The organism is Pseudodesulfovibrio sp. 5S69 (genome assembly GCF_037094465.1).
GTDB lineage: Bacteria > Desulfobacterota > Desulfovibrionia > Desulfovibrionales > Desulfovibrionaceae > Pseudodesulfovibrio > Pseudodesulfovibrio methanolicus.
Genome location: NZ_CP146609.1, coordinates 1236707 through 1256551 on the forward strand (window position 1 = coordinate 1236707; position 19845 = coordinate 1256551).

Annotated in this window: 19 protein-coding genes; 1 reads left to right on the plus strand and 18 read right to left on the minus strand. The window is 64.0% G+C overall.

Features of this window, described 5'->3' with window-relative positions; translation table 11 throughout:
- Positions 1-299 precede the first annotated feature (299 nt).
- A complete protein-coding gene (locus tag V8V93_RS05790) occupies positions 300-455 on the plus strand; it encodes a hypothetical protein (RefSeq protein WP_338669410.1) in 156 nt (51 codons plus the stop codon).
- Positions 456-680: 225 nt separating this feature from the next.
- Here the strand turns inward: V8V93_RS05790 and V8V93_RS05795 are convergent, their stop codons facing one another.
- The 18 genes from V8V93_RS05795 to V8V93_RS05880 form a co-directional block, all read right to left on the minus strand.
- On the minus strand, positions 681-2003 hold the full coding sequence (locus V8V93_RS05795; protein ID WP_338669411.1) for a malic enzyme-like NAD(P)-binding protein: 1323 nt from the start codon (positions 2001-2003) through the stop codon (positions 681-683).
- A gap of 25 nt (positions 2004-2028) precedes the next feature.
- Entirely contained in the window at positions 2029-3285 is a 1257-nt protein-coding gene (larA, locus tag V8V93_RS05800) for a nickel-dependent lactate racemase (RefSeq protein ID WP_338669412.1), read from the minus strand.
- A complete protein-coding gene (locus V8V93_RS05805) occupies positions 3282-4244 on the minus strand; it encodes a 3-hydroxyacyl-CoA dehydrogenase family protein (RefSeq protein ID WP_338669413.1) in 963 nt (320 codons plus the stop codon). The genes larA and V8V93_RS05805 overlap by 4 nt, the downstream gene beginning before the upstream one ends.
- Positions 4245-4342: 98 nt before the next feature.
- Positions 4343-5503, minus strand: a complete 1161-nt coding sequence (locus V8V93_RS05810; protein WP_338669414.1) for an iron-containing alcohol dehydrogenase — start codon at positions 5501-5503, stop codon at positions 4343-4345.
- 48 nt (positions 5504-5551) lie between these two features.
- Positions 5552-6808, minus strand: a complete 1257-nt coding sequence (locus tag V8V93_RS05815) for a phosphoglycerate kinase (protein ID WP_338669415.1) — start codon at positions 6806-6808, stop codon at positions 5552-5554.
- A gap of 4 nt (positions 6809-6812) precedes the next feature.
- Complete coding sequence (locus tag V8V93_RS05820; protein WP_338669416.1) at positions 6813-7856, minus strand: type II glyceraldehyde-3-phosphate dehydrogenase; 1044 nt, start codon at positions 7854-7856, stop codon at positions 6813-6815.
- 37 nt (positions 7857-7893) lie between these two features.
- Complete coding sequence (locus tag V8V93_RS05825; RefSeq protein WP_338669417.1) at positions 7894-8940, minus strand: LacI family DNA-binding transcriptional regulator; 1047 nt, start codon at positions 8938-8940, stop codon at positions 7894-7896.
- Complete coding sequence (locus V8V93_RS05830) at positions 8941-9660, minus strand: ABC transporter ATP-binding protein (RefSeq protein WP_338669418.1); 720 nt, start codon at positions 9658-9660, stop codon at positions 8941-8943.
- A 4-nt stretch (positions 9661-9664) separates the two neighbouring features.
- The gene (locus tag V8V93_RS05835; protein WP_338669419.1) at positions 9665-10402 is read right to left on the minus strand and encodes an ABC transporter ATP-binding protein; all 738 of its coding nucleotides are present in this window, start codon (positions 10400-10402) and stop codon (positions 9665-9667) included.
- A complete protein-coding gene (locus tag V8V93_RS05840; RefSeq protein WP_338669420.1) occupies positions 10399-11373 on the minus strand; it encodes a branched-chain amino acid ABC transporter permease in 975 nt (324 codons plus the stop codon). Before V8V93_RS05840 ends, V8V93_RS05835 begins: the two co-directional genes overlap by 4 nt.
- Positions 11374-11385: 12 nt before the next feature.
- Positions 11386-12252 (minus strand): branched-chain amino acid ABC transporter permease, encoded by an 867-nt coding sequence (locus tag V8V93_RS05845; protein ID WP_338669421.1) that lies wholly within the window; start codon positions 12250-12252, stop codon positions 11386-11388.
- A gap of 64 nt (positions 12253-12316) precedes the next feature.
- Positions 12317-13534: an ABC transporter substrate-binding protein gene (locus tag V8V93_RS05850; RefSeq protein WP_338669422.1), complete on the minus strand. Its 1218-nt coding sequence runs from the start codon at positions 13532-13534 to the stop codon at positions 12317-12319.
- 46 nt (positions 13535-13580) lie between these two features.
- Positions 13581-14378: an SDR family NAD(P)-dependent oxidoreductase gene (locus tag V8V93_RS05855; RefSeq protein ID WP_338669423.1), complete on the minus strand. Its 798-nt coding sequence runs from the start codon at positions 14376-14378 to the stop codon at positions 13581-13583.
- 192 nt (positions 14379-14570) lie between these two features.
- On the minus strand, positions 14571-15404 hold the full coding sequence (locus V8V93_RS05860; RefSeq protein WP_338669424.1) for an FAD/NAD(P)-binding protein: 834 nt from the start codon (positions 15402-15404) through the stop codon (positions 14571-14573).
- Entirely contained in the window at positions 15391-16440 is a 1050-nt protein-coding gene (locus tag V8V93_RS05865) for a 4Fe-4S dicluster domain-containing protein (protein ID WP_338669425.1), read from the minus strand. Before V8V93_RS05865 ends, V8V93_RS05860 begins: the two co-directional genes overlap by 14 nt.
- A gap of 2 nt (positions 16441-16442) precedes the next feature.
- Positions 16443-17378, minus strand: coding sequence for a 4Fe-4S dicluster domain-containing protein (locus V8V93_RS05870; protein ID WP_338669426.1), 936 nt, complete (start codon positions 17376-17378; stop codon positions 16443-16445).
- 19 nt (positions 17379-17397) lie between these two features.
- Entirely contained in the window at positions 17398-17892 is a 495-nt protein-coding gene (locus tag V8V93_RS05875; RefSeq protein ID WP_338669427.1) for a hydrogenase iron-sulfur subunit, read from the minus strand.
- The gene (locus V8V93_RS05880) at positions 17871-19841 is read right to left on the minus strand and encodes a CoB--CoM heterodisulfide reductase iron-sulfur subunit A family protein (RefSeq protein ID WP_338669428.1); all 1971 of its coding nucleotides are present in this window, start codon (positions 19839-19841) and stop codon (positions 17871-17873) included. Before V8V93_RS05880 ends, V8V93_RS05875 begins: the two co-directional genes overlap by 22 nt.
- Positions 19842-19845 lie beyond the last annotated feature (4 nt).

Here is a 19845-nt window from a genome sequence, read left to right on the forward strand (position 1 = left end):
GGGCTTTTCTCACCCGCTCACCCGAACCGTTCGGCCCGTACGCTCCGGAATTCCTGCCCCGGCGGCTTTCCCGGTTCGGGCCGCCGTTGCCGCCGAAATGCAAGGCGGCGGCCTTGTTCCGGTCCGATTTTGATTAACCAATCAGTCAGTCCATGAAAATATTTTATAAATTGATTAATTACAGTATGTTACAATGGTGTATTTTCCTTGCACGAAGGTTTTCTTGTGGTAGGTATGATTCGTGGCCGGTGGGTGCCGGCCTGTGAGAACGAGAAAACGACAACATGGGGGACACTGATATGAGACGTGTCAAGACTGTAGTGATTTCCTGCATCATGGTGACCGCCCTGGCGCTGATCGTGGGCATGAACGTGACCGCTCCGGGTACGCATATTATGGGCAACGGCAACGCCAAGACCGCCGAGACCGTGCATTCCGCGAGCCTGGACGGCTAACCGGCGAGCAAATTTTGGGCGGACGGTTCCGCCCGGCAAGACAAAGGGGAGACTCGTTTCGGGTCTCCCCTTTCCTTTTGGGCAGGCCTCCCGGCCAAGCCGGGGGCCCCTTGTCAAATCCTGCGATCCCTTGGGGTGTCGTTGTTGAGTGAGTTGCGGTCACTGAAGCGGATTTGAGAAGGTCCGTCGCCGTCCGTCCGCCGCGTGCGGGGACGGTTGTTTTCGTCAGATGTTCAGATGATAAGTTTCAACGAATGCGCCGACGCGCTTGCCGGACTCCTTGATACGTTCACTCAGCGAGGCCTTGTAGGCATCGAGATCGAGCTGCCTGCGGGCCACGCCCTCCTCCATGGCGGCCTTGGCCACGGCCACGGAGACGTACTCGATGAGCCTGAGGTCCAGGGCCTTGGGGATGACGTAGTCGGTGCCGAATTCGAGCTTGTCCACGCCGAAGGCCTCGCAGACGTAGGCCGGGGCCTCGGTCTTGGCCAGGTCGGCCAGGGCCTGGGCGGCGGCCAGCTTCATGCCCTCGGTGATGGCCGTGGCGCCGCAGTCGAGCGCGCCGCGGAAGATGAACGGGAAGCCGAGCACGTTGTTGACCTGGTTCGGGAAGTCCGAGCGGCCGGTGCCCATGATGCAGTCCGGGCGGGCGGCCTTGGCGTCGTCGTAGGTGATCTCCGGGTCCGGGTTGGCGCAGGCGAAGATGATCGGGCAGTTGTCGGACATGGACTTGACCATCTCCTTGGAGACGATGCCGCCCTTGGACAGGCCCAGGAAGCAGTCCGCGCCGACCATGGCCTCGGCCAGGGAGCCGTAGGCCTTGTCGGTGGCGTACTGCTGCTTGAACTCGTTCAGGTCGCTGCGGGACTTGTTGATGTGGCCGCGCGAGTCGAACATGGCGATGTTCTCGAACTTGACGCCCATGTTCCGGTACAGGTTGGTGCAGGCGATGGCCGCCGCGCCCGCGCCGGAGATGACCACGCGCATCTGCGCCGGGTCCTTGCCCGAGATCTCCAGGGCGTTCATCATGCCGGCCGCGGTGACGATGGCCGTGCCGTGCTGGTCGTCATGGAAGACCGGGATGTTCATTTCCTTTTTCAGCTTCTCTTCGATGTAGAAGCATTCCGGGGCCTTGATGTCTTCGAGGTTGATGCCGCCGAAGGTCGGCTCCAGGGCCTTGACCACGTCGCAGAGGGCGTCGGGATCGGTCACGTCCAGGTCGATGTCGTAGACGTCCACGTCGCCGAAGACCTTGAACAGCACGCCCTTGCCCTCCATGACCGGCTTGCCGGCCAGGGGCCCGATGTTGCCCAGGCCGAGCACGGCGGTGCCGTTGGAGACCACGCCGACCAGGTTGCCCTTGCCGGTGTATTCGTAGACCAGTTCGGGGTCGGCGTGGATGGCCATGCACGCCTCGGCCACGCCGGGGCTGTACGCCATGGACAGATGCTTCTGGGTCTTGCACGGCTTGACCGGAACGACCTCGACCTTCCCCTTGCGGCCCTTGGAATGGTAGTCCAGGGCCTCCTGTTTGGTGAATAATGCCATTTCGTATCTCCTTGATGGTTGTGCGTTAGGGCACCGGCTCGACCGCCGGGAGGGTGGACCCCCCGTAGGGCATGACCACGATGCGGGCGTCCTCACCGAGCTTGGCGCGCGCCCTGGCCAGGGCCGTCTCCACATCGGGGCAGGGGGTCACGAACATGTTTTCCATGACCGCGTCCTCCAGTTCGGAGACCATGTACACGTCGGCCTTCTTCTCGGTCATGGCGATGGCCGCGGCCTTGTGTCCGCCGAGCTGGAACCGGGCCTTGACCCGGGCGATGAGGTCGTCGGGACTGTCGGCTTCGTTGAGCCAGGTCTCGAAGACCTCGGACCCGTAACCCTCGGGGCAGGCGGCCACCCAGATGATCACGCCGCCCTGGCGCACGGCGTAGCGCGCGTTGTCCAGGGCCTTCTGGGCCTGGTAGATGTTCAGGTCCTTGGGAAATCCGCCGGGGGTGACCAGGACGATGTCCGCCGCCTTTTTCAGGGGGAATCGGTACAGGGTGTCCAGAAAGGCGCAGCCCGCCCGGTGGGCCTGGATGCAGTCCCCGGCCACGGCGTGCAGCACGGTCTTGTCCGGGGCGAGCACCACGTTGAGGATCAGGTCCACGGACAGGAATCCCAGGAGCGCCTCCAGGTCGTCGCGCACCGGGTTGTCGATGAGATTGCCCGTGGCCGCCTTCTCGTCGACCATGAAGGCGTGGTTGGCCTGGATGGTCCGGCGCGAGCACACGCCGGGCACGATGGCCTTGATGCCGCCGCTGTACCCGGCGAAGTAGTGGTACTCGATGTTGCCCAGGCAGATGCGCCGGGACGCTTCGGCCACCGGCCGGAAGACCTCGAAAGGGGTGCCTCGGGTCGACACGCCCACCAGGACCACGTCTTGCGGGTCCATGTCGATGCAGCGATAGCGGGAGGCGATGTCTTTTCCCACGAGGTGTTCGATTTCTTCCCGCGTGTGCCTGCGATGCGCGCCCAGGGCGAAGACGATGGTGATGTCGTCGTTTTTTACGCCCGCTTCACCCAATTCCTCAAGCAGCGGAGGTAGCAGCTTGTAGGAGGGGCAGGGTCGGGTGATGTCGCTGGTCACGATGCACACGCTCTGGCCGGGGCCGAAGGTCTTGGCGATCGTTCCGGTGCCGATGGGATGGCGGAGGGCGGAGAGGATCAGTCGGCTTTCGTCATCGGGGACCGGAACGTCGTTCGGCGTCAGGACGGCGTCAACATGGGCGTCGTCGATAGCCGCTTGGAGAGTACCTTTTCCATATCCGAGTGAAATGTTCATGGGTTGCGCTCGCTGTTTTCCTCGTTGAAAAGCGCCAGCCGGCGGGACAGGAATTCATCGCGCAGCTTGAGCACGCGCGCCGCCGAAGCCTCGTCATAGTCGTAGAATCCGGCCCCGGCCTTCAGGCCGAAGCGGCCTCGGTCGGTGTAGGTGGTCAACAGGGCGATGGCCTGGCCGTTGTCCCAGCCGAGCTTCTCGCGCATGTAGTGCATGATGGCCAGATAGGTGTCGGTCCCGGCCATGTCCGCGATCTCGAACGGGCCGAAGGCCCCGAGGCGGAAGCCGATGGTCGAGCGGATGATCCGGTCCACCTCCTCCGGGGTGGCCAGCTTCTCGGCCACGATCTTGAGCGCCTCGGCGACCATGGCCATCTGGATGCGGTTGGCTACGAAGCCCGGTGCGTTGGCGCACCGGGTCGGGACCTTGCCCACAGCCCGGCAGAACGCCTCCAGAACCTCCAGGACGCCGGGCGCGGTGGCGGCGCCGGGGATGAGCTCGATGCCCGGCGTGATGTTCGGCGGATGGAACCAATGCATGCCGAGCACGCGCTCGGGCCCGTTCACGGCCGCGCTGGCGATCTCGTTGATGTCGAAAGACGAGGTGTTGGTGGCCAGGATGGTCCCCGCCGGGCAGAGTCCGTCCAGCTCGCGGAATATCTTCTGCTTGAGCGGGAGGTTCTCGGACACGGTCTCGATGACCAGGTCCACCTTTCCGGCCGGTTCGGCCATGTCCGTGACATAGGTGATCCTGGACAGGGCGGCGGCGTTGTCCGCTTCCGAGGCCAGGCCCTGCCCGGCCAGGGTGGTCAGGCTGTCCCGGATCTGCCCCCGGCAGGTGTCCAGCGTCCGCCGGGTCCGGCTGAAGACCGTGGTTTCGATGCCCGCGCAGGCCAGGTGCTGGGCGATGGCCCGGCCCATCACGCCCGCTCCGAGGACGAGTACTGTGCTGATTTCGCTCATGTTCGAATCCTTGTTCAGGGGAGTGCCCGGTGGCGCCGCCAGGATGGGGCGGCCCCCGGCCCCCCTCAGGCGGAGGGGGCCGGAAGACCGCCGGCGTCCTAATAGGCCGCCTTGAATATGGCCAGGACCTCGTCGCGGGTCAGTTGGTACATGGAGTGCCCCATGACGCGCTTCTGCGAGTAGGCCTCGTCCGTGAGCCGTTCCAGGTCGTTTTCGGTGATGCCGACATTCAGGCCCCGGAGGTTCAGGGGGATGCCGATGTCGCGGTACATCTGCTCGATCTCGCCGACGATGCGCTCGGCGGCCTGGGGCGCGGTCAGCCCGGCGCAGCAGATGCCCATGGCCTCGCCCATGGCCGTGAACTTGGCGTAGTTGCCCTTGGCCACTGCGGCCATGGTCCTGGGGACCATCATGGCCACGGCCAGGCCGTGGGGCACGTGGAACAGGGTGCCCAGGGCAAAGGCCAGCCCGTGCACCGAGGCCGCGCCGTCGGTCAGGTTCATGGCGTAGCCGCCGAGCAGGCTCCCGTAGGCCATGTAGTAGCGGGCCTCGCGGTCGCCGGGGTTGGCCACGGCGCGGCGCAGGTAGGTCCAGATCCGGCGGATGCCCTCCAGGGTCACGGCGTCGGCCATGGGGTTTTCGGTGACCGTCAGGAAGCTTTCGATGTTGTGGACCAGGGCGTCCACGCCGGTCTCGGCGGTCATCTTGCGCGGCAGACCCATGGTCAACTCGGGGTCGACAAGGGCCGCATCGGCGGCGATCAGGGGGTCGACTACGCCGAGTTTGGACTCACCCTTGGTGGCGATGCAGATGATGGAGACCTCGGCGCCGGTTCCTGCGGTGGTGGGGATGACCAGGCAGGGCAGCCCCTTGCGCGGCACGTTGCCGATGCCCGCGTACTCCTCGTACTTGCCGTCGTTGCCCGCGGCCATGGCCACGCCCTTGGCCACGTCCATGGCGCTGCCGCCGCCGAGCCCGATGCACATGTCGCAGCCGCTCTCCCTGAGGATGTCCACGGCCTTGAGGATGTCGGCCACCGGCGGCTCCGGAGTGACCTTGTCGAACAGTTCGTAGTCGATGTCCGCGCTGTCCAGGATGTCCGTGACCGTGTCGAGGATGGGGGTCGAGGCGATGCCGGGATCGCACAGGAGCAGGATCTTCGTGCCGCCCAGCTTGGCTACGTATTCGGGCAGGGCGCTGACCGCGCCGAAGCCGAAATTGACCATTGTTCTGCAGTTGAAGCGAAAGCTCTTTTCCATGACGTATTCCTCGCGTTGGCGGTCCGGCGAAAGCCGGGGCCGTCGCAGTTATATGTTGTTCTCGAAAGCTTTTTGCATGGCCGTCAGCAGAGGTAGTTCAATGCCGGACAGGAACCGGACCATGGCCCCGCCCGCGGTGCACACGTAGTCGAGGTCCTTCAGGTCGATGAACCGGGCCGCGGCCGAGACCGAGTCGCCGCCGCCGACCACGGTGTAGGCGTCGGTGTCGCGCAGGGCCTCGAAGAGCCGTTTGGTGCCGCAGGCGAAGGCCTCGTCCTCGTACACGCCGGGGGGGCCGTTGACGAAGACCGTGCCCGCGGCAGCGATGATCCGTGCGTACCGCTCGGCCGTGTCCCGCCCGATGTCCGGGTAGATGTCCGTGCCGGGCAGGGCGGCCACGCTCATCTCCACGCGCCCGCCGTCCACCTGGCAGGCCAGGTCCGAGGGGACCTCGATCCTGCCGGGGTAGTCCCTCAGGTAAGTGCGGGCCGGTTCGACGAAGACGTCCAGGGAACGGTCGGAGATGAACGTGCGCATGGCCTCGCCCACGTCCGCGCCCTGGGCCATGAGCATGATGATCCCGGTGACGCCGCAGGTCAGGATGGTGTCGGCGGCCCCGGTTTCCAGGACTTTGAGCATCATGGAGAAGGCGTCGGAGATCTTCAGCCCGCCGAGCAGGAAGACCGCCGGGCGCGCCGGAGCGTCCATGACCTTGCGCAGGGCCGCCACCTCGTCGAAGAGCAGGCGTCCCGCGGCCGAGGGCAGCACTTCCTGGAAGGCCACCATGGACGGGGCGTTGCGGTGGGCGGCGGCAAAGGCGTCGTTGACGTAGATGTCGAACAGCGGGGCCAGACGGCGCACCAGATAGCAGTCCAGCATCTCCGAGGGCTTCAGGGTGACCGCGTTCTCGAAGGAGGAGACCTCCTCGGTGAGGTAGCGGACGTTGCCCAGGAGCAGGGCCTGTCCGGGCTTGAGGGCCTTGACCGCCTCGACCGCCGCCGGTCCGGCCACGTCGTCGATGTAGCCGACCTCCCGGCCCAGGAGCCCGCTCAGCACCCCCGCGTGCTCCTCAAGAGGCACCAGGTCCCTGTAGTTGAGGGTGTCGCCCTGGTGGGCGAGGATGCCGAGCGCGGCGCCGTTGTCCAGGAGGTGGGACAGGGTCGGGACGCTCTTCTCGATCCGGTTGGTGTTCAGTATCCGGTGGGTCTTCGGATCGAGCGGGGAGTTGATGTCCACGCGGACAAGCACGCGCTTGTCCGCGTAGTTCAATTCCTCCAGAGGGCGCATGTGCAGCCGTTGGGACATGGTCTTATCCTTTCATGTACTGCGGGGTTTTCCACTTGCCCATGCCGAGGTACTTGTTGGTCAGGGCCACGCCCTCGGCCGGGTCGGACTGCATGCCCATGGCCGCGCGGATGGCGTCGATGCTCTCCGGGATGGTCACGGACTCCTGGGGGATGTTGATGGCGAACATCAGATCCTTGCCGGAGCTGACCAGGGTGTCCTTCCACAGGGCGATCTCGTACATGTCGGACCGGTAGTTGCCCAGGTCGCGGGCGTAGCGGAACATGGAAGCGTTGCCCAAAAAGCCCTCGTCCAGGCTGACCACGCGGATGCGGTCGTGCCGGCGGAAAAGCTTCTCGGCCTCGGCCGGGCTGATTTCCTTCTTGGGGGTGACCACCAGGGTGATGATGTGGCCGTGGGTGACCGGGGTGTGCACCAGGATGCCGGTGGCCTGGATGTGGGGCATGATGGTCATCAGGTCCACGCACTGGTGGTTGGGGGCCTTGTCCACCTTGAGGGCGTTGGTCAGACCGCGATGGTAGTCGCCCGGGTCGGCAATGCGCCGGATGATGGTGATGGCCACCTTCTCCACGCCCACGGCCTCGTCCAGGCAGTCGATGGCGCGGATGAAGCCGGTGGTGTTGCAGGAGGTCAGCTTGAGGTAGTTTTTGCCGATGCCCTTGGCGTAGTTGGCGTAGCCGTGGAAAAAGACGTCGGCCACGTCGTTGGACTCGCCGCCCTGGAACACGGCCTTCTTGCCCTTGGACTCGTAGTAGGCCTTGTTCTTGGCGCCGATGCCGGCCACGGTGGCGTCGAGGATGATGTCGCACTTGTCCACCAGGTCCTCAAAGGAGCCGGAAAGCGGGATGCCCGCCTCCTTGAAGAGCTTGTCGTTCTCCGGGATGGCGTTGTACAGGTCGTAGGGCATGCCGCTCTCGTGCAGGGCGCGCACGGTCAGTGTGGGCGCGACGTCGCACACGCCGACCAGTTCCATGTCTTCCTGCAGCGACACGCCGTCGGCCAGCCGCTGTCCGATAATGCCGTATCCAACGATTCCAACATTGACCATGATCTAACTCCTTTGATTATTTCTTGTATGTGACTCGTCACTTGCGGAAGCGCAGGGGCAGGGCGCTGCTGTTCCGGACAATGACGTGCGGGTCCAAAATCATCTGCTGTATCTGACGGGTCTTGATCGTCTTGAGCAGGAGATCGACGGACGAATAGCCGACCTGGTTCTTGTTGTGGCTGACCGAGGTCAGGCTGACGCCGGGCAGGGAGGACATCTCGATGTTGTCGAAGCCGACCACGGCCACGTCCTCCGGGACCCTGTAGCCTGCGTCGAGCAGGGCGGTGATCACGCCGATGGCCAGGTAGTCGCTGTGGGCCACGATGGCGGACGGCAGTTCGCCGCCCTTGACCAGGTCGGCCGCGAAGCGCATGCCCGATTCCTTGTAGAAGTCGTCGGAGATGCGCAGGGAGGTGTCCCTGTCGAAGTCGAGGCCGAGCTTGTCGAAGGTGTCCAGGGTGCCGAGCAGGCGGTTGTAGCCGGTGGAGACGTTTTGCGGACCGGCCAGGACCTGGAACGAGGTGTGGCCCAGGGAGGCCAGGTGCTCGATGATCTCGCAACTGCCCTTGTAGTTGTCCACGCCCACGAAGTTGTAGGCGCGGCGGGAGTCTGTCTTGCGCAGTTGGCGCAGGGACAGGAGGAACGGCACGTCCATCTCGAAGAGCTCCTCGATGCACGGGTCGTCCAGAAACACGGAACTGAGGATCAGGCCGTCCACGCCGTAGTCGAGCAGGTTGCGGATGCTGCTGCGCTGGTCCTCTATGCCGCCCTTGACCGAGGCGAGCAGGACGGAATAGCCCAGCTCCTTGGCGCGCTGGACCACGCCCTGGGCCAGTTCGGAGAAGAACGGGTTCTTGAGCGATTCGACGGTCAGGCCGATGATGTTGCTCTCTTTCTTCTGGAGCATGCGGGCGGCGAAGTTGGGCCGGTAGTCCAGCTCCTCGCAGGCCTTGAGGACCTGCCTGCGCCGTTCCTTGCTCACGCGGGGCGTCTCCGGGTTGTTCAGCACCATGGAGACGGTGGTGGCGGAAACCCCCACCTTGGCAGCGATGTCTTTGATCGTTGTCGGATTTTTCTTTTTCATTTAGCCCACACCCAGAAGTTTTTGTTGTAGTTCCACATCGTCTTCCAATGTTTTGGCGTTGCCGTCGTAAATGATCTCGCCGATTTCGAGCACGTAGCAGTGGTCCATGAAGCTCAGGAATTTGGGGGAGAACTGTTCCACGACGATGAGGGCCATGCCGTACTCGCGCTTGACCTCCAGGACCATTTCCATGACCTGGTCGGCGATGAGCGGGGCCAGCCCCTCGGTGGGTTCGTCCAGGAGGATCAGGTCGGGGTTGGACATGAGCGTCCGGCCGATGGTCAGCATCTGCTGCTCGCCGCCGCTCATCTCGCAGCCCCACTTCCTCTCCATCTCCTTGAGCTTGGGAAAGTACTTGTACACCGCGTCCAGGGTGACTTCCTTGCCGCCCCGGCCGTCGGGCTTGGAGCGCTGCCCCAGCAGGAGGTTTTCCTTGATGGTCAGGTTGGGGAATATCTTTCGGTCTTCGGGGACCCAGCCGATGCCCAGCTTGGCGATCTTGTAGGGCGGCAGGCAGGTGATGTCCCGGCCCTTGAACTTGATCTCCCCCTCGCATTGGGGGTTGTTGAAGCCCATGATCGAGCGGAAGGTGGTGCTCTTGCCGGCCCCGTTGCGGCCGAAGAGCCCGACCACAGTGCCTTCCTCCACTTCGAGATTGACGTCGAAGAGGATTTGGGCGTCGCCGTAGAAACTGGTCAGATTCTTTATTTCAAGCAGCATATCACTATCCCTTCAGGTAGACAGACTGGACTTTCTCGTTGTTCGCCACCGCGTCCGGGGTGTCGAAGGCCAGGACGCCGCCCTGGTGGAGGACAAGAATCTTCTCCGAGATCTTGAAGACCACGTCCATGTCGTGTTCGACCACGATCAGGGTCATGGACTTGCGGAGTTTTTCGATCAGGTCCGTGATCCGGAACCGCTCGTTCTTGGCCAGGCCGCTCATGGGTTCGTCCAGCAGCAGGGTCTCCGGGCGGCGGGACAGGGCCATGCCGATGTCCAGGATCTTGCGGTCGCCGTGGGAGATGGCCCCCACCGGGAAGTCCCGCTTTTCGAGCAGGCCGACCATATCGAGGATGAACTCGCTCTTCTCCCGGATCTGCCGGTTGGTCTTGAAGTTCTTGAAGAGGTTCCCGCGCAGGCCCAGGTCGCTCTGCACACCGATGGCCACGTTCTCCAGGACGTTCATCTCCTCGAAGAGGCTGACCACCTGGAATGAGCGGGACAGGCCGTAGGTCAGGGTCTTGTAGGGCGGCAGGCCGGTGATGTCCTGGCCCTTGTAGAGGACCTTGCCGGCGTCGGGCTTGATCATGCCGGTCAGCAGGTTGAAGAAGGTGGTCTTGCCCGCCCCGTTGGGGCCGATGATGGAGACCAGTTCCCCCTCCTTGAAGTCCACGCAGACGTCGTTGGTGACCAGGTTGGACCCGAAGGACTTTCTCAGGTTGTTGATGGACAGAATTGTCATGACTCCCTCTTCTCTTTAGAGATGCCGCAGGTATGGTCCTTGTCGGTGATGAGCCCCAGCAGCCCGCGCGGACAGATCAGGATGATCAGGACGAAGAAGAGACCGTAGGCCAGCAGCCAGTTTTCCCAGAATGCGCTGATAAGTTCCTTGCAGACGAGGAAGATGAGCGACCCCACGATGGGCCCGTAGAAGCTTGCCGTGCCGCCCCCCAGCAGGGTGGCGATGACCACGTCGCCGGACTTGGTCCAGTCGAAGATGTCGGCGAAGGCGGCTCCGGCCAGGAAACAGTACAGGGCTCCGGCCAGCCCGGCGAAGAAGCCGGACAGGGCGTAGACCAGGAACTTGTAGAAGCCGGTGTTGTAGCCGAGGTAGGTGGCCCGCACCGGGTTTTGGCGGATGCTTTGCAGAGTCATGCCGAAGCTGGACCGGGCGATGATCCGGATGAGGATGGCGCAGACCACGAAGAAGCCGAAGCACAGGTAGTAGTAGGGCACCGAACCGGAGATATCCAGGCCCAGGAAGGAGGTCCTGGAGAGGCCGGTCAGGCCGGACTCGCCGCCGGTGACCTCGTCCCAGCGCCAGCACAGGCCGAACATCACCTGGGAGAAGGCCACGGTCATCATGGCGAAGTAGATGCCCTTCTTGTCTCGGATGAGCCAGCCCACGGCCGTGGCGCCCAGCATGCCGGTCAGGCCGCCGATCAGGATGGACAGGCCGATGCCCAGGCCGGGCGTCAGGTGCAGGAAGGTCAGGGCCGCGCCGAAGGTGCCCATGCCGTAGAGGGCCCCGTGTCCGAAGGACGGCAGGGCGGTGTACCCCAGGCAGAGGTTGAAGCTCAGGGTGAAGATGAAGAAGAGCAGCAGTTCCGACCCCAGGGACGTGAAATTGCCGAGGAAGGGATAGAACGGATACAGGGCAAAGGCCAGGAAGATATAGAGGTATGGGTCCCTCGTAATGGATTTGGGTCTCATGTTCCTTCCCCTCTATTCGAGAATGTTTTGCTTGCCGAGGAGCCCGCGGGGCCAGAAGTACACGACCACGGCCATGATCACGTAGGGCATGATGTCCACGAACCGGGGGATGACCAGGGACAGCAGCGAGGTGGTCAGGCCGACGATGAGTCCACCCAGGACCGTGCCCCGTATGCTCCCCAGGCCGCCGATGAGCACGACCAAGAACGACGGCATGAGAAAGGCCCCTCCCATACCCGGCTTGATCGACCAGATGGACGAGGCGAGCACCCCGGAGAAGGCGGCGGCCATGGCGCCCAGGGCGAACACGGCGGTGCGCAGCAGTGGCAGGTCGTGGCCCAGGGCCGAGACCATCTCGCTGTCGTACATGCCGGCCCGGACGATGGCGCCGAAGGCCGTGTTGTTCAGGACCAGCCAGGTGCCCGTCAGGACCACGACGCAGCACAGGGCCACGAACAGGCGGTAGTAGGGGACCATCATGTCGCCCAGGAAAAGGACGCCCTGCGCGAATGCGGGGGGGTTGACCGTCTTGGCCGCGGCCCCGAAGATCATGTGCAGGACCTGCTCGATGGCCATGGCGAATCCCATGGTGATGACCAGGCCGAAGAGTGGATCCTCCCCGTAGACCCGGCGGACGAGCAGCCGCTCCACAACGACGCCGATGACGCCAACGATCAGCGTGGCCCCGGCCATGGCGGGCCAGAACCCCATGAAATCCTTCAGGACCCAGTACCCGTAGGCTCCGAGAGCGAACAGGACGCCGTGCGCAAAATTGAGCACGCCCGACACACCGAGCACGAGAGAGAAGCCGAGGGCGATCGTCGCGTAGAGCAAGCCGAGGATCACTCCGTTGACGAACAGATTGATAAAGAGAGACATTGACACACTCCCGGGTAAAGGCGAGGCGCCCGGCCCGGAGACCGGGCGCCCATTGGGGCCTGTACTATTTGCTGATGCTCACGTTGATGGGATTCTCCGCCTTGGTCCGGGCCACGGTGGCGGCATCGACTTCGTCGATGACGTCCCACATGGCGGGGCCGGTGGCCTTGGGATTGGCCTTGATCAGGTCGATCTGGGTGATGACCTGGTGGTCCCACGCGCGGACCCTGGTCGGGTACTTGCGCATGTTGTCCTTGATTTCCAGACCTTCGATGGTCTTGATCACGGAGTCGACGTCATCGGTGCCGGCCTTCTGGATGCCGGTCAGCAGGATTTTCATGGCCAGCCACCCCTCATAGGTGCCGTTGTCGAGCGGCATGGGGCAGGGAGTGTCGGGGTTGTTCTTTTGCAGCATTTCCGCGAAGGCGCGGGTCTTGTCGTTCTCGTTCCAGTAGACTTCGACGTTGGCGTAGGCCTGGCGCTGTTCGGGCTTGAGCGGCCACATGTCGACGAATTCCATCAGCGTGTACCAGACCTTCATCTTGTCGTAGATGCGGTACTCTGCCAGTTGCTTGAGCAGGGCCACGTTGTCGAAACCGGCCATGGTGACGACGAGCACGTCGGCCCCGGACTGGCGGGCCTGGAGCAACTGGGAGCTGAAGTCGCGGGTGCCCAGGGGAACCTTGATCTCGCCGACCTCGGTGACGCCGAGCTTCTTGGCCGAGGCGCGGGCCCAGGCGGTTCCGGAGTGGCCCCAGGAGTAGTCGTGGGTGATGTAGAACCATTTCTTGCCGATGTTCTTGGCGACGTAGTCCGCGCCGCCGCGAACCAGCATGGCCATGCTCGGGGCCACGTGGAACATATAGGTATTGGCCTTGGAGGCGTTCAGGGTATCGGAGTTGCCGTTGGTGGCGAAGTAGAGGACCTTGTTCTCGGTGGCCACGGCGGAGATGGCGGCGGCGACCGAGCTGGAGACCGCGCCCATGAGGTACTTGCAGCCGTCGACCTCGATCAGTCGGCGGGCGCGGCGGGCGGCCACGTCGGGGTTGGTTTCGGAGTCGGCGACGACCAGTTCGACGGGCCGTCCGAGGACCTTGGAGCCGAACTCTTCCAGCGCGGCCTTCATGCCCATGCGTTCCAGCTTGCCGTGATCGCCGTAGTTGCCGGAAACGGGGCTGACGATACCGATCTTGATGGGATCTTCCGCTGCCGGGGCCGTGAGTGCTCCCACAAGGACGAAAACACAGATCAAAACCATCAACTTGCCGATACGAGTCATCATAACTCCTCCTTTTACATAGTTTTCAATACTATAACTTCCCCTGACTCTAATGAACGGTCCACCCCCCATCGATGTGAAGTATGTGGCCAGTAACCATGTCCGATGCGGGGGACGCCAGATAGAGCACACCCGCCGAGATGTCAGCCGGGACCGCCAGCCTGTCGAAAAGGATGTTCGCCCGGACATAGTCCCGGAACTCCTTTTCCTCGAACATCGGGCGGGTGAGATTCGTTTCCACGAAGGTCGGCGCCACCGCATTGACATTGATATTGTATTGGGCCCATTCGAGGGCGAGTTCCCTGGTCAGGTTGTTGATCGCTCCCTTGCTGGAACAGTAGGCGGCCCGGCGGATGAGCCCGACGGCGCCGGCCTGGGAGGAGATGTTGATGATCTTGCCGGAGCGTTGGGCGATCATGTGCTCGGCCACGGCCTGGCAGGCGAAGAACGAACCCTTGAGGTTGATGTCCAGGACCTTGTCCCAGGCCGCCTCGGTCACGTCCATGGCCTCCTGCGGGATGTTGATGCCCGCGGAGTTGACCAGCACGTCGATGCGCCCGAAGGCGTCCATGGCGGCCGCGGCCATGGCCTTGAGATCGGCCACCTTGCAGACGTCGGTGACCGCGCACTCGACCCGTTGCCCTGTGGCCCGGCGGATGGCATCGGCCTTTTCCTCGAGCCCCTCTGCGTTCAGGTCGCTCAGGAGCAGGGAGGAACCCCGCGAGGCCAGGGTCATGGCGATGTCCGCCCCGAGGTCGCCGGCAGCGCCGGTGATGATGGAGACGTTCTCGTCCAGGTTGAAGAAGCCGTCCGCGTCCGGAGAATGCCCATTTTTGTAACTGCTCATTGTCGCCTCTGACAGGACTGTTAGTTTAACGGTAAACCTTTCAATCCGTCGTCACATAAAATTCACTCTTCGTCAAGTATCCAGGGCAGGATTTTTAACTAGAAAGTCAATTTTCGTCCGGATCCCACCACTGTGGAACCGGTATCCATCTATGGATTAAGACTTGGTTTTTTGTGATACTTGGGACAGATATCAGAGTTCCTGGGGCAGATCCTTCAGTTCCGCCCAGGAAAATACCGGACCATCGACACAAACGTATTTTCCGCCGATGTTACATCGTCCGCACAGCCCCACGCCGCACTTCATGCGCCGTTCCAGGGTGGTGATTATCGATTCGTCCGGGAATCCGAGCTCCTGCAGGGCCATGACCGTGAACTTGATCATGATGGGAGGCCCGCAGGTGACCGCGATGCAGTTCTCGGGAGTCGGCTTCATCTCTTTGAGAACATTGGGGATAAGTCCAACTTCGTGGGCCCAGCCGTCGGCCGGGTTGTCGATGGTCAGGACCATGTCCATGTCCTGGCGGGCCGCCCACTCCTTCAGATCCTCCTGAAAGGCCATGTCGCCGGGGGATCGGCCGCCGTAGAGAAGCGTTATTTTCCCGAAATCATTGCGGTTGTCCAGCATGTAGATGAGCAGGGTGCGCAGCGGGGCCATGCCGATGCCGCCGCCGACGAAGAGGATGTCCTTTCCCTTTAATAGTTCAACGGGAAACCAGTTGCCCAGGGGGGCCCTGACGCCGATGCGGTCGCCGGTTTTGAGGCGGTGCAGGGCGGCGGTGACCTCCCCGGTTTTCAGAATGGAAAACTGGAGGTAGTCCATGCGCGTGGGCGAGGAGTTGATGACGAAGGTCGATTCGCCAACGCCGAAGAGGGAGAGCTGGCCCACCTGGCCGGGCAGGAACGTGAAGTCCCGCATGGCGGCCTCGTCGTCGAGGCGGACGCGGAAGGTCTTGATGTTGGCGGTCTCCCGGACGGTCTCCACGATGGTCGCCATCAAGGGCATGAGCGGGTTATTTGTCGTCATCGCAATACTCCTGGATGGCCTTGGCGATCTGGCGGATGTCCACGGAAGAGGGGCAGGAAACGATGCACCGGCCGCAGCCGCGGCAGGCCACCTCGCCCTCGTGGGTCTCGGGGAAGTAGACGAACTTGTGGCCGACACGGTTGCGCAGGCGCATGGCCTTGGCCGCGCGCGGGTTGTGCCCGCTGGCCTCGGCGGTGAAGGTGTAGGACATGCAGTTGTCCCAACTGCGCAGCCGCTTGCCCTCGGACTCCGTGCCCTCGTCGGTGATGTTGAAACAGTGGCAGGAGGGACAGAGGTAGGCGCACGCCCCGCAGGACAGACACTTGCCGCTCTGTTCTTCCCAGAACTCCATGTCGTTGAAACACTTGTCGAAGTTCTCCCTGATCCGGGCGAGCTCCAAGGGTTCGGGCATAGCTTCGCGGGCCGTCTCCACCAGGGCCTTGGCGGCGACCTCCCTGTCCCCGGCCGGAGCGCCCGTGGCCAAGGAGAGCATGGCCTTCCCCCCGGTGGTCACGGCCTCGGCCACGAACCCGTCGCCCAGGGGGTAGAGCATGACGTCCGAGCCCGCTGCGTCGCCGGGCCCGCCGCCCACGTTGGTGCAGAAGCAGGTGGACCGGGGCCGGTCGCAGGCGAAGGTGATGATCCGCGTGTCCTTGCGCCGGGCGGTGTAGTAGGCGTCGCGGGTCTTGTCGTTGTCGAAGACCTGGTCGAAGACCCCCAGCCCGTTCACGCCGCAGGGGCGCGCGCCGAAGATGACGGCCTTCTGCTCGGGGAGGGTCTCCCGCGCCTCGACCTTCGGGGCCCCGCCCGAGGCGTTGCCGGCGCGGGAATAGGTCAACAGGGTCTCGTTCTGGGGAAAGACGATTTCCTTGGGCGAGGTGGTCGGCATGGCGTCCAGCTCGAGGACGAATCCGGTCCGGTAGGGCCTGTAGACCACGGCGCCGTCCCTGCGGGTCGGCGCGAAGACCGTGCGCTCTTCGGCCAGGCGGTCGAGCCAGCGGCCGATGTCCGTACGTTGAATGAATATGGTGTCCATCCTCAATCGCGCTCCTCGATGGTTTCCTCATCGGTCTTGAAGGTCAGCAGGGGCAGGGGGGCCTCAGGATCGGTGCCCGCCTGCTCGTGGAACAGCTCCTCGGTCACGGCCGTGGACTGGGCGCGCAGCAGCCCCAGGGGGATGTCCATGGGACAGGCCCGCTCGCATTCGCCGCAGGACACGCAGCGCCCGGCGAGGTGCATCACGTGGATGAGCTGGAACATGAAGCTTTCCGACGGGTTGGCCTCCTGGGACACGAACTTGGAGTTGCGCGACACCGCCAGGCACTTGTCCCGGCAGACGCACATGGGGCAGGCGTTGCGGCAGGCGTAGCAGCGGATGCACCGCTCCATCTCCCGTTTCCAGAAGGCGAACCGTTCGTCCAGGGACTTCTCCTCGAACCGCTCCAGGGCGGTCTTGCTCTCGGCCGGGGGCCTGGGCTCCAGGCGCGGCCCGGCGAAGTGGTCGCTTTCCACGGCGTTGGGCCAGGCGCAGTCCAGGCACTTGGGCGCGCAGACGTCGTCAAAGGCCGCTTCTCGGCGACCGTCGGGGCTCTCGACGACCAGCCGGTCGTCCGTTTTTTTTACGGATGTGACCGAATCCAGGTCGCCGAGGACCTTGGTCAACCGTTTCAGGCTGACCACGCCGTCGCAGCCGAAGCCGAAGAGGATGATCTCCGCGCGGTCGAGCAGGCGTTCGCGCAGGAGCTGGACAACGGCCCGGGAGTCGCACCCCTTGACCACGATGCCGACCTTCTTGCCCTTGAGGGAGGGCAGTTGAACGGCCAGGGACTGGACGCAGGTGGGGCCGAGAATGAGCCGGTCCACGTCCTCGGCCTTGCGGATGAACAGGGGGGTGGCGTGCAGGGCGTCCCAGCCCTGCTCCCAACCCAGGACCAGGTCGAGGCCGGGCAGGGCCTCCCTGATGGATTGTTTCATGGTTTCAAGGACATCCATCTTATTTTACTCCGTTGGTAGCCTGCATGGGAAGGCCCTCGGCCGCGAGGGTCTCCGTCAGGGTGTCGGACATGCGCGGGGCCGGGCCCAAGGTGTGGATGCGGGCCGTGAACTCGCGGACCACTTCCTGCCAGCGGCCCGATTCGGAGGCGGAGACCCACGTGTACATGAACCTGTCGGGGTTGATGCCGGTGACGGGGAGGATGCGCTTGAGGGTTTCCAGCCTCCTGCGGGCGTGGAAGTTGCCTTCCACATAGTGGCAGTCGCCCGGATGGCAGCCCGAGACCAGGACGCCGTCGGCGCCGTTGATCAGGGCCCGAACGATGAACAGGGGATCGATGCGGCCGGTGCACGGGGTGCGGATGATCCGCAGGTCCGTGGGCTGCTCCAGACGGGCCACGCCCGCGGAGTCGGCGCCGCCGTACGAGCACCAGTTGCACAGAAAGCCGAGTATGCGCAGTTCGTTGCCGGAGTCTACGCCAGGGGAAGCGGGCATATCGCATTGACCTCCGCGAGAAGTTGGTTGTCGGTAAAGTTGTTCAGTTGGACGGCTCCGTGCGGGCAGGTCACGGAACAGATGCCGCAGCCCTTGCAGACCGAGGCCAGGACCTCGGCCTTGGGATTGCCGAAGCGGTCCTCGGACTCCTTGATGGCCCCGAAGGGGCAGGTCTGGACGCACTTGAAGCAACCCACGCACAACTGCGGGTTCACGGCGGCCACCTGGGGGTCGGATTCCAACTGGGCCTTGGAGAAGAGGATCAGCGCTTTGGCCGCGGCCGCGCTGCCCATGGACACGGAGTTGGGGATGTCGCGCGGGCCCTGGCAGCAGCCGGCCAGGAACACGCCCGCCGTGTTGGTCTCCACGGGGCGCAGCTTGGGGTGGCCCTCCATGAAGAAGCCGTTGGAATCGGCCGAGATATGCAAGGTCCCGCCCAGTTCGAGCGCGCCCTTGGCCGGTTCCACGCCCACGGCCAGGACCACCAGGTCGGCCTCGATCTCCACCTGCATGCCGGCCAGGGTGTCCGCGCCGCGCACCACCAGGGACTTGCCGTGCTGGTGGATGCTCGACACGCGGCCGCGGATGTACTGGGCCCCGTAGGACTCCTGAGCCCGGCGGGTGAATTCGTCGTACCCCTTGCCCGGCGAGCGGATGTCCATGTAAAAGACGTAGCTCTGTGAATCCGGCAAATGGCTCTTGGTCAAAATCGCTTGTTTGGCCGTGTACATGCAGCAGAATCCCGAACAGTACGGGCGGCCCTTTGAGCGGTCGCGCGAGCCCACGCACTGGATGAACACGATGCGCTCGGGCTCGGCCCCGTCGGACGGGCGCTTGACGTGCCCGGCCGTGGGCCCCGAGGCGTTGAGCAGCCGTTCGTACTGCAGGGAGGTGATCACGTCGGGCAGCTTGCCCGCGCCGTACTGTTTGTACACGGAGTGGTCAAAGAGGTCGTAGCCGGTGGCCACCACGATGGCCCCCACCTCGATCTCGTCGACCCGGTCCCGCTGCTCGAAGTCGATGCAGCCCACCGGGCAGACCTTGGCGCACACGCCGCACTTGCCCTTGGTCAGGTGCAGGCAGTACTCGGGGTTGATGGCCGCCTTCTTGGGAATGGCCTGGGGAAAGGGAATGTTGATGGCCGTGGTCGCGGCCAGGTGCTCGTTGAACGGGTCCGGGGTCTTGCGGCTCGGGCACTTTTCGATGCACGTGCCGCAGCCGGTGCAGGCGTCCCAGTCCACGTACACGGCGCGGCGCTTGACCTTGACCGTGAAATTGCCCACGTACCCGGCCACGTCCTGGACCTCGGAAGCGGTCAGCAGGGTGATCCTCGGGTGCTGGGCGACCTCGACCATCTTCGGGCCGAGCACGCAAGACGAGCAGTCGATGGTCGGGAAGGTCTTGTCGAGCTTGGCCATCTTGCCGCCGATGCTCGTCTCCCGTTCCACCAGGACCACTTCGATGCCCGCGTCCGCGGCGTCCAGGGCGGCCTGGATGCCGGCCACGCCGCCGCCGATGACCATCAGTTTGCGTGTAACGTTAAACTTATCACTATACAGAGGGGTGGCGTTGCGCAGTTTGGCGACGGCCATCCGGACGAGTTCCAGGGCCTTGCGGGTGTTGGCCTTCTTGTCGCGGCCGACCCAGGAGACGTGCTCCCGGATGTTGGCCATCTCGAACATGTACGGGTTGAGCCCCGCCCGCTCCACGGCCCGGCGGAAGGTCGGCTCGTGCATGCGGGGCGAGCAGGAGGCCACGACCACACCGTCCAGGTCGTGTTCCCGGACCGCGTTGACGATGCTCTCCTGGCCCGGTTCCGAGCAGGTGTACATCTCGTCGGAAGCGAAGACGACGTCGGGGATTTCTCCAGCTGATTCGGCAACTTGTGGACAGTCAACGGTGCCGCCGATGTTGGTGCCGCAATGGCAGACGAAAACGCCTATGCGCATGACG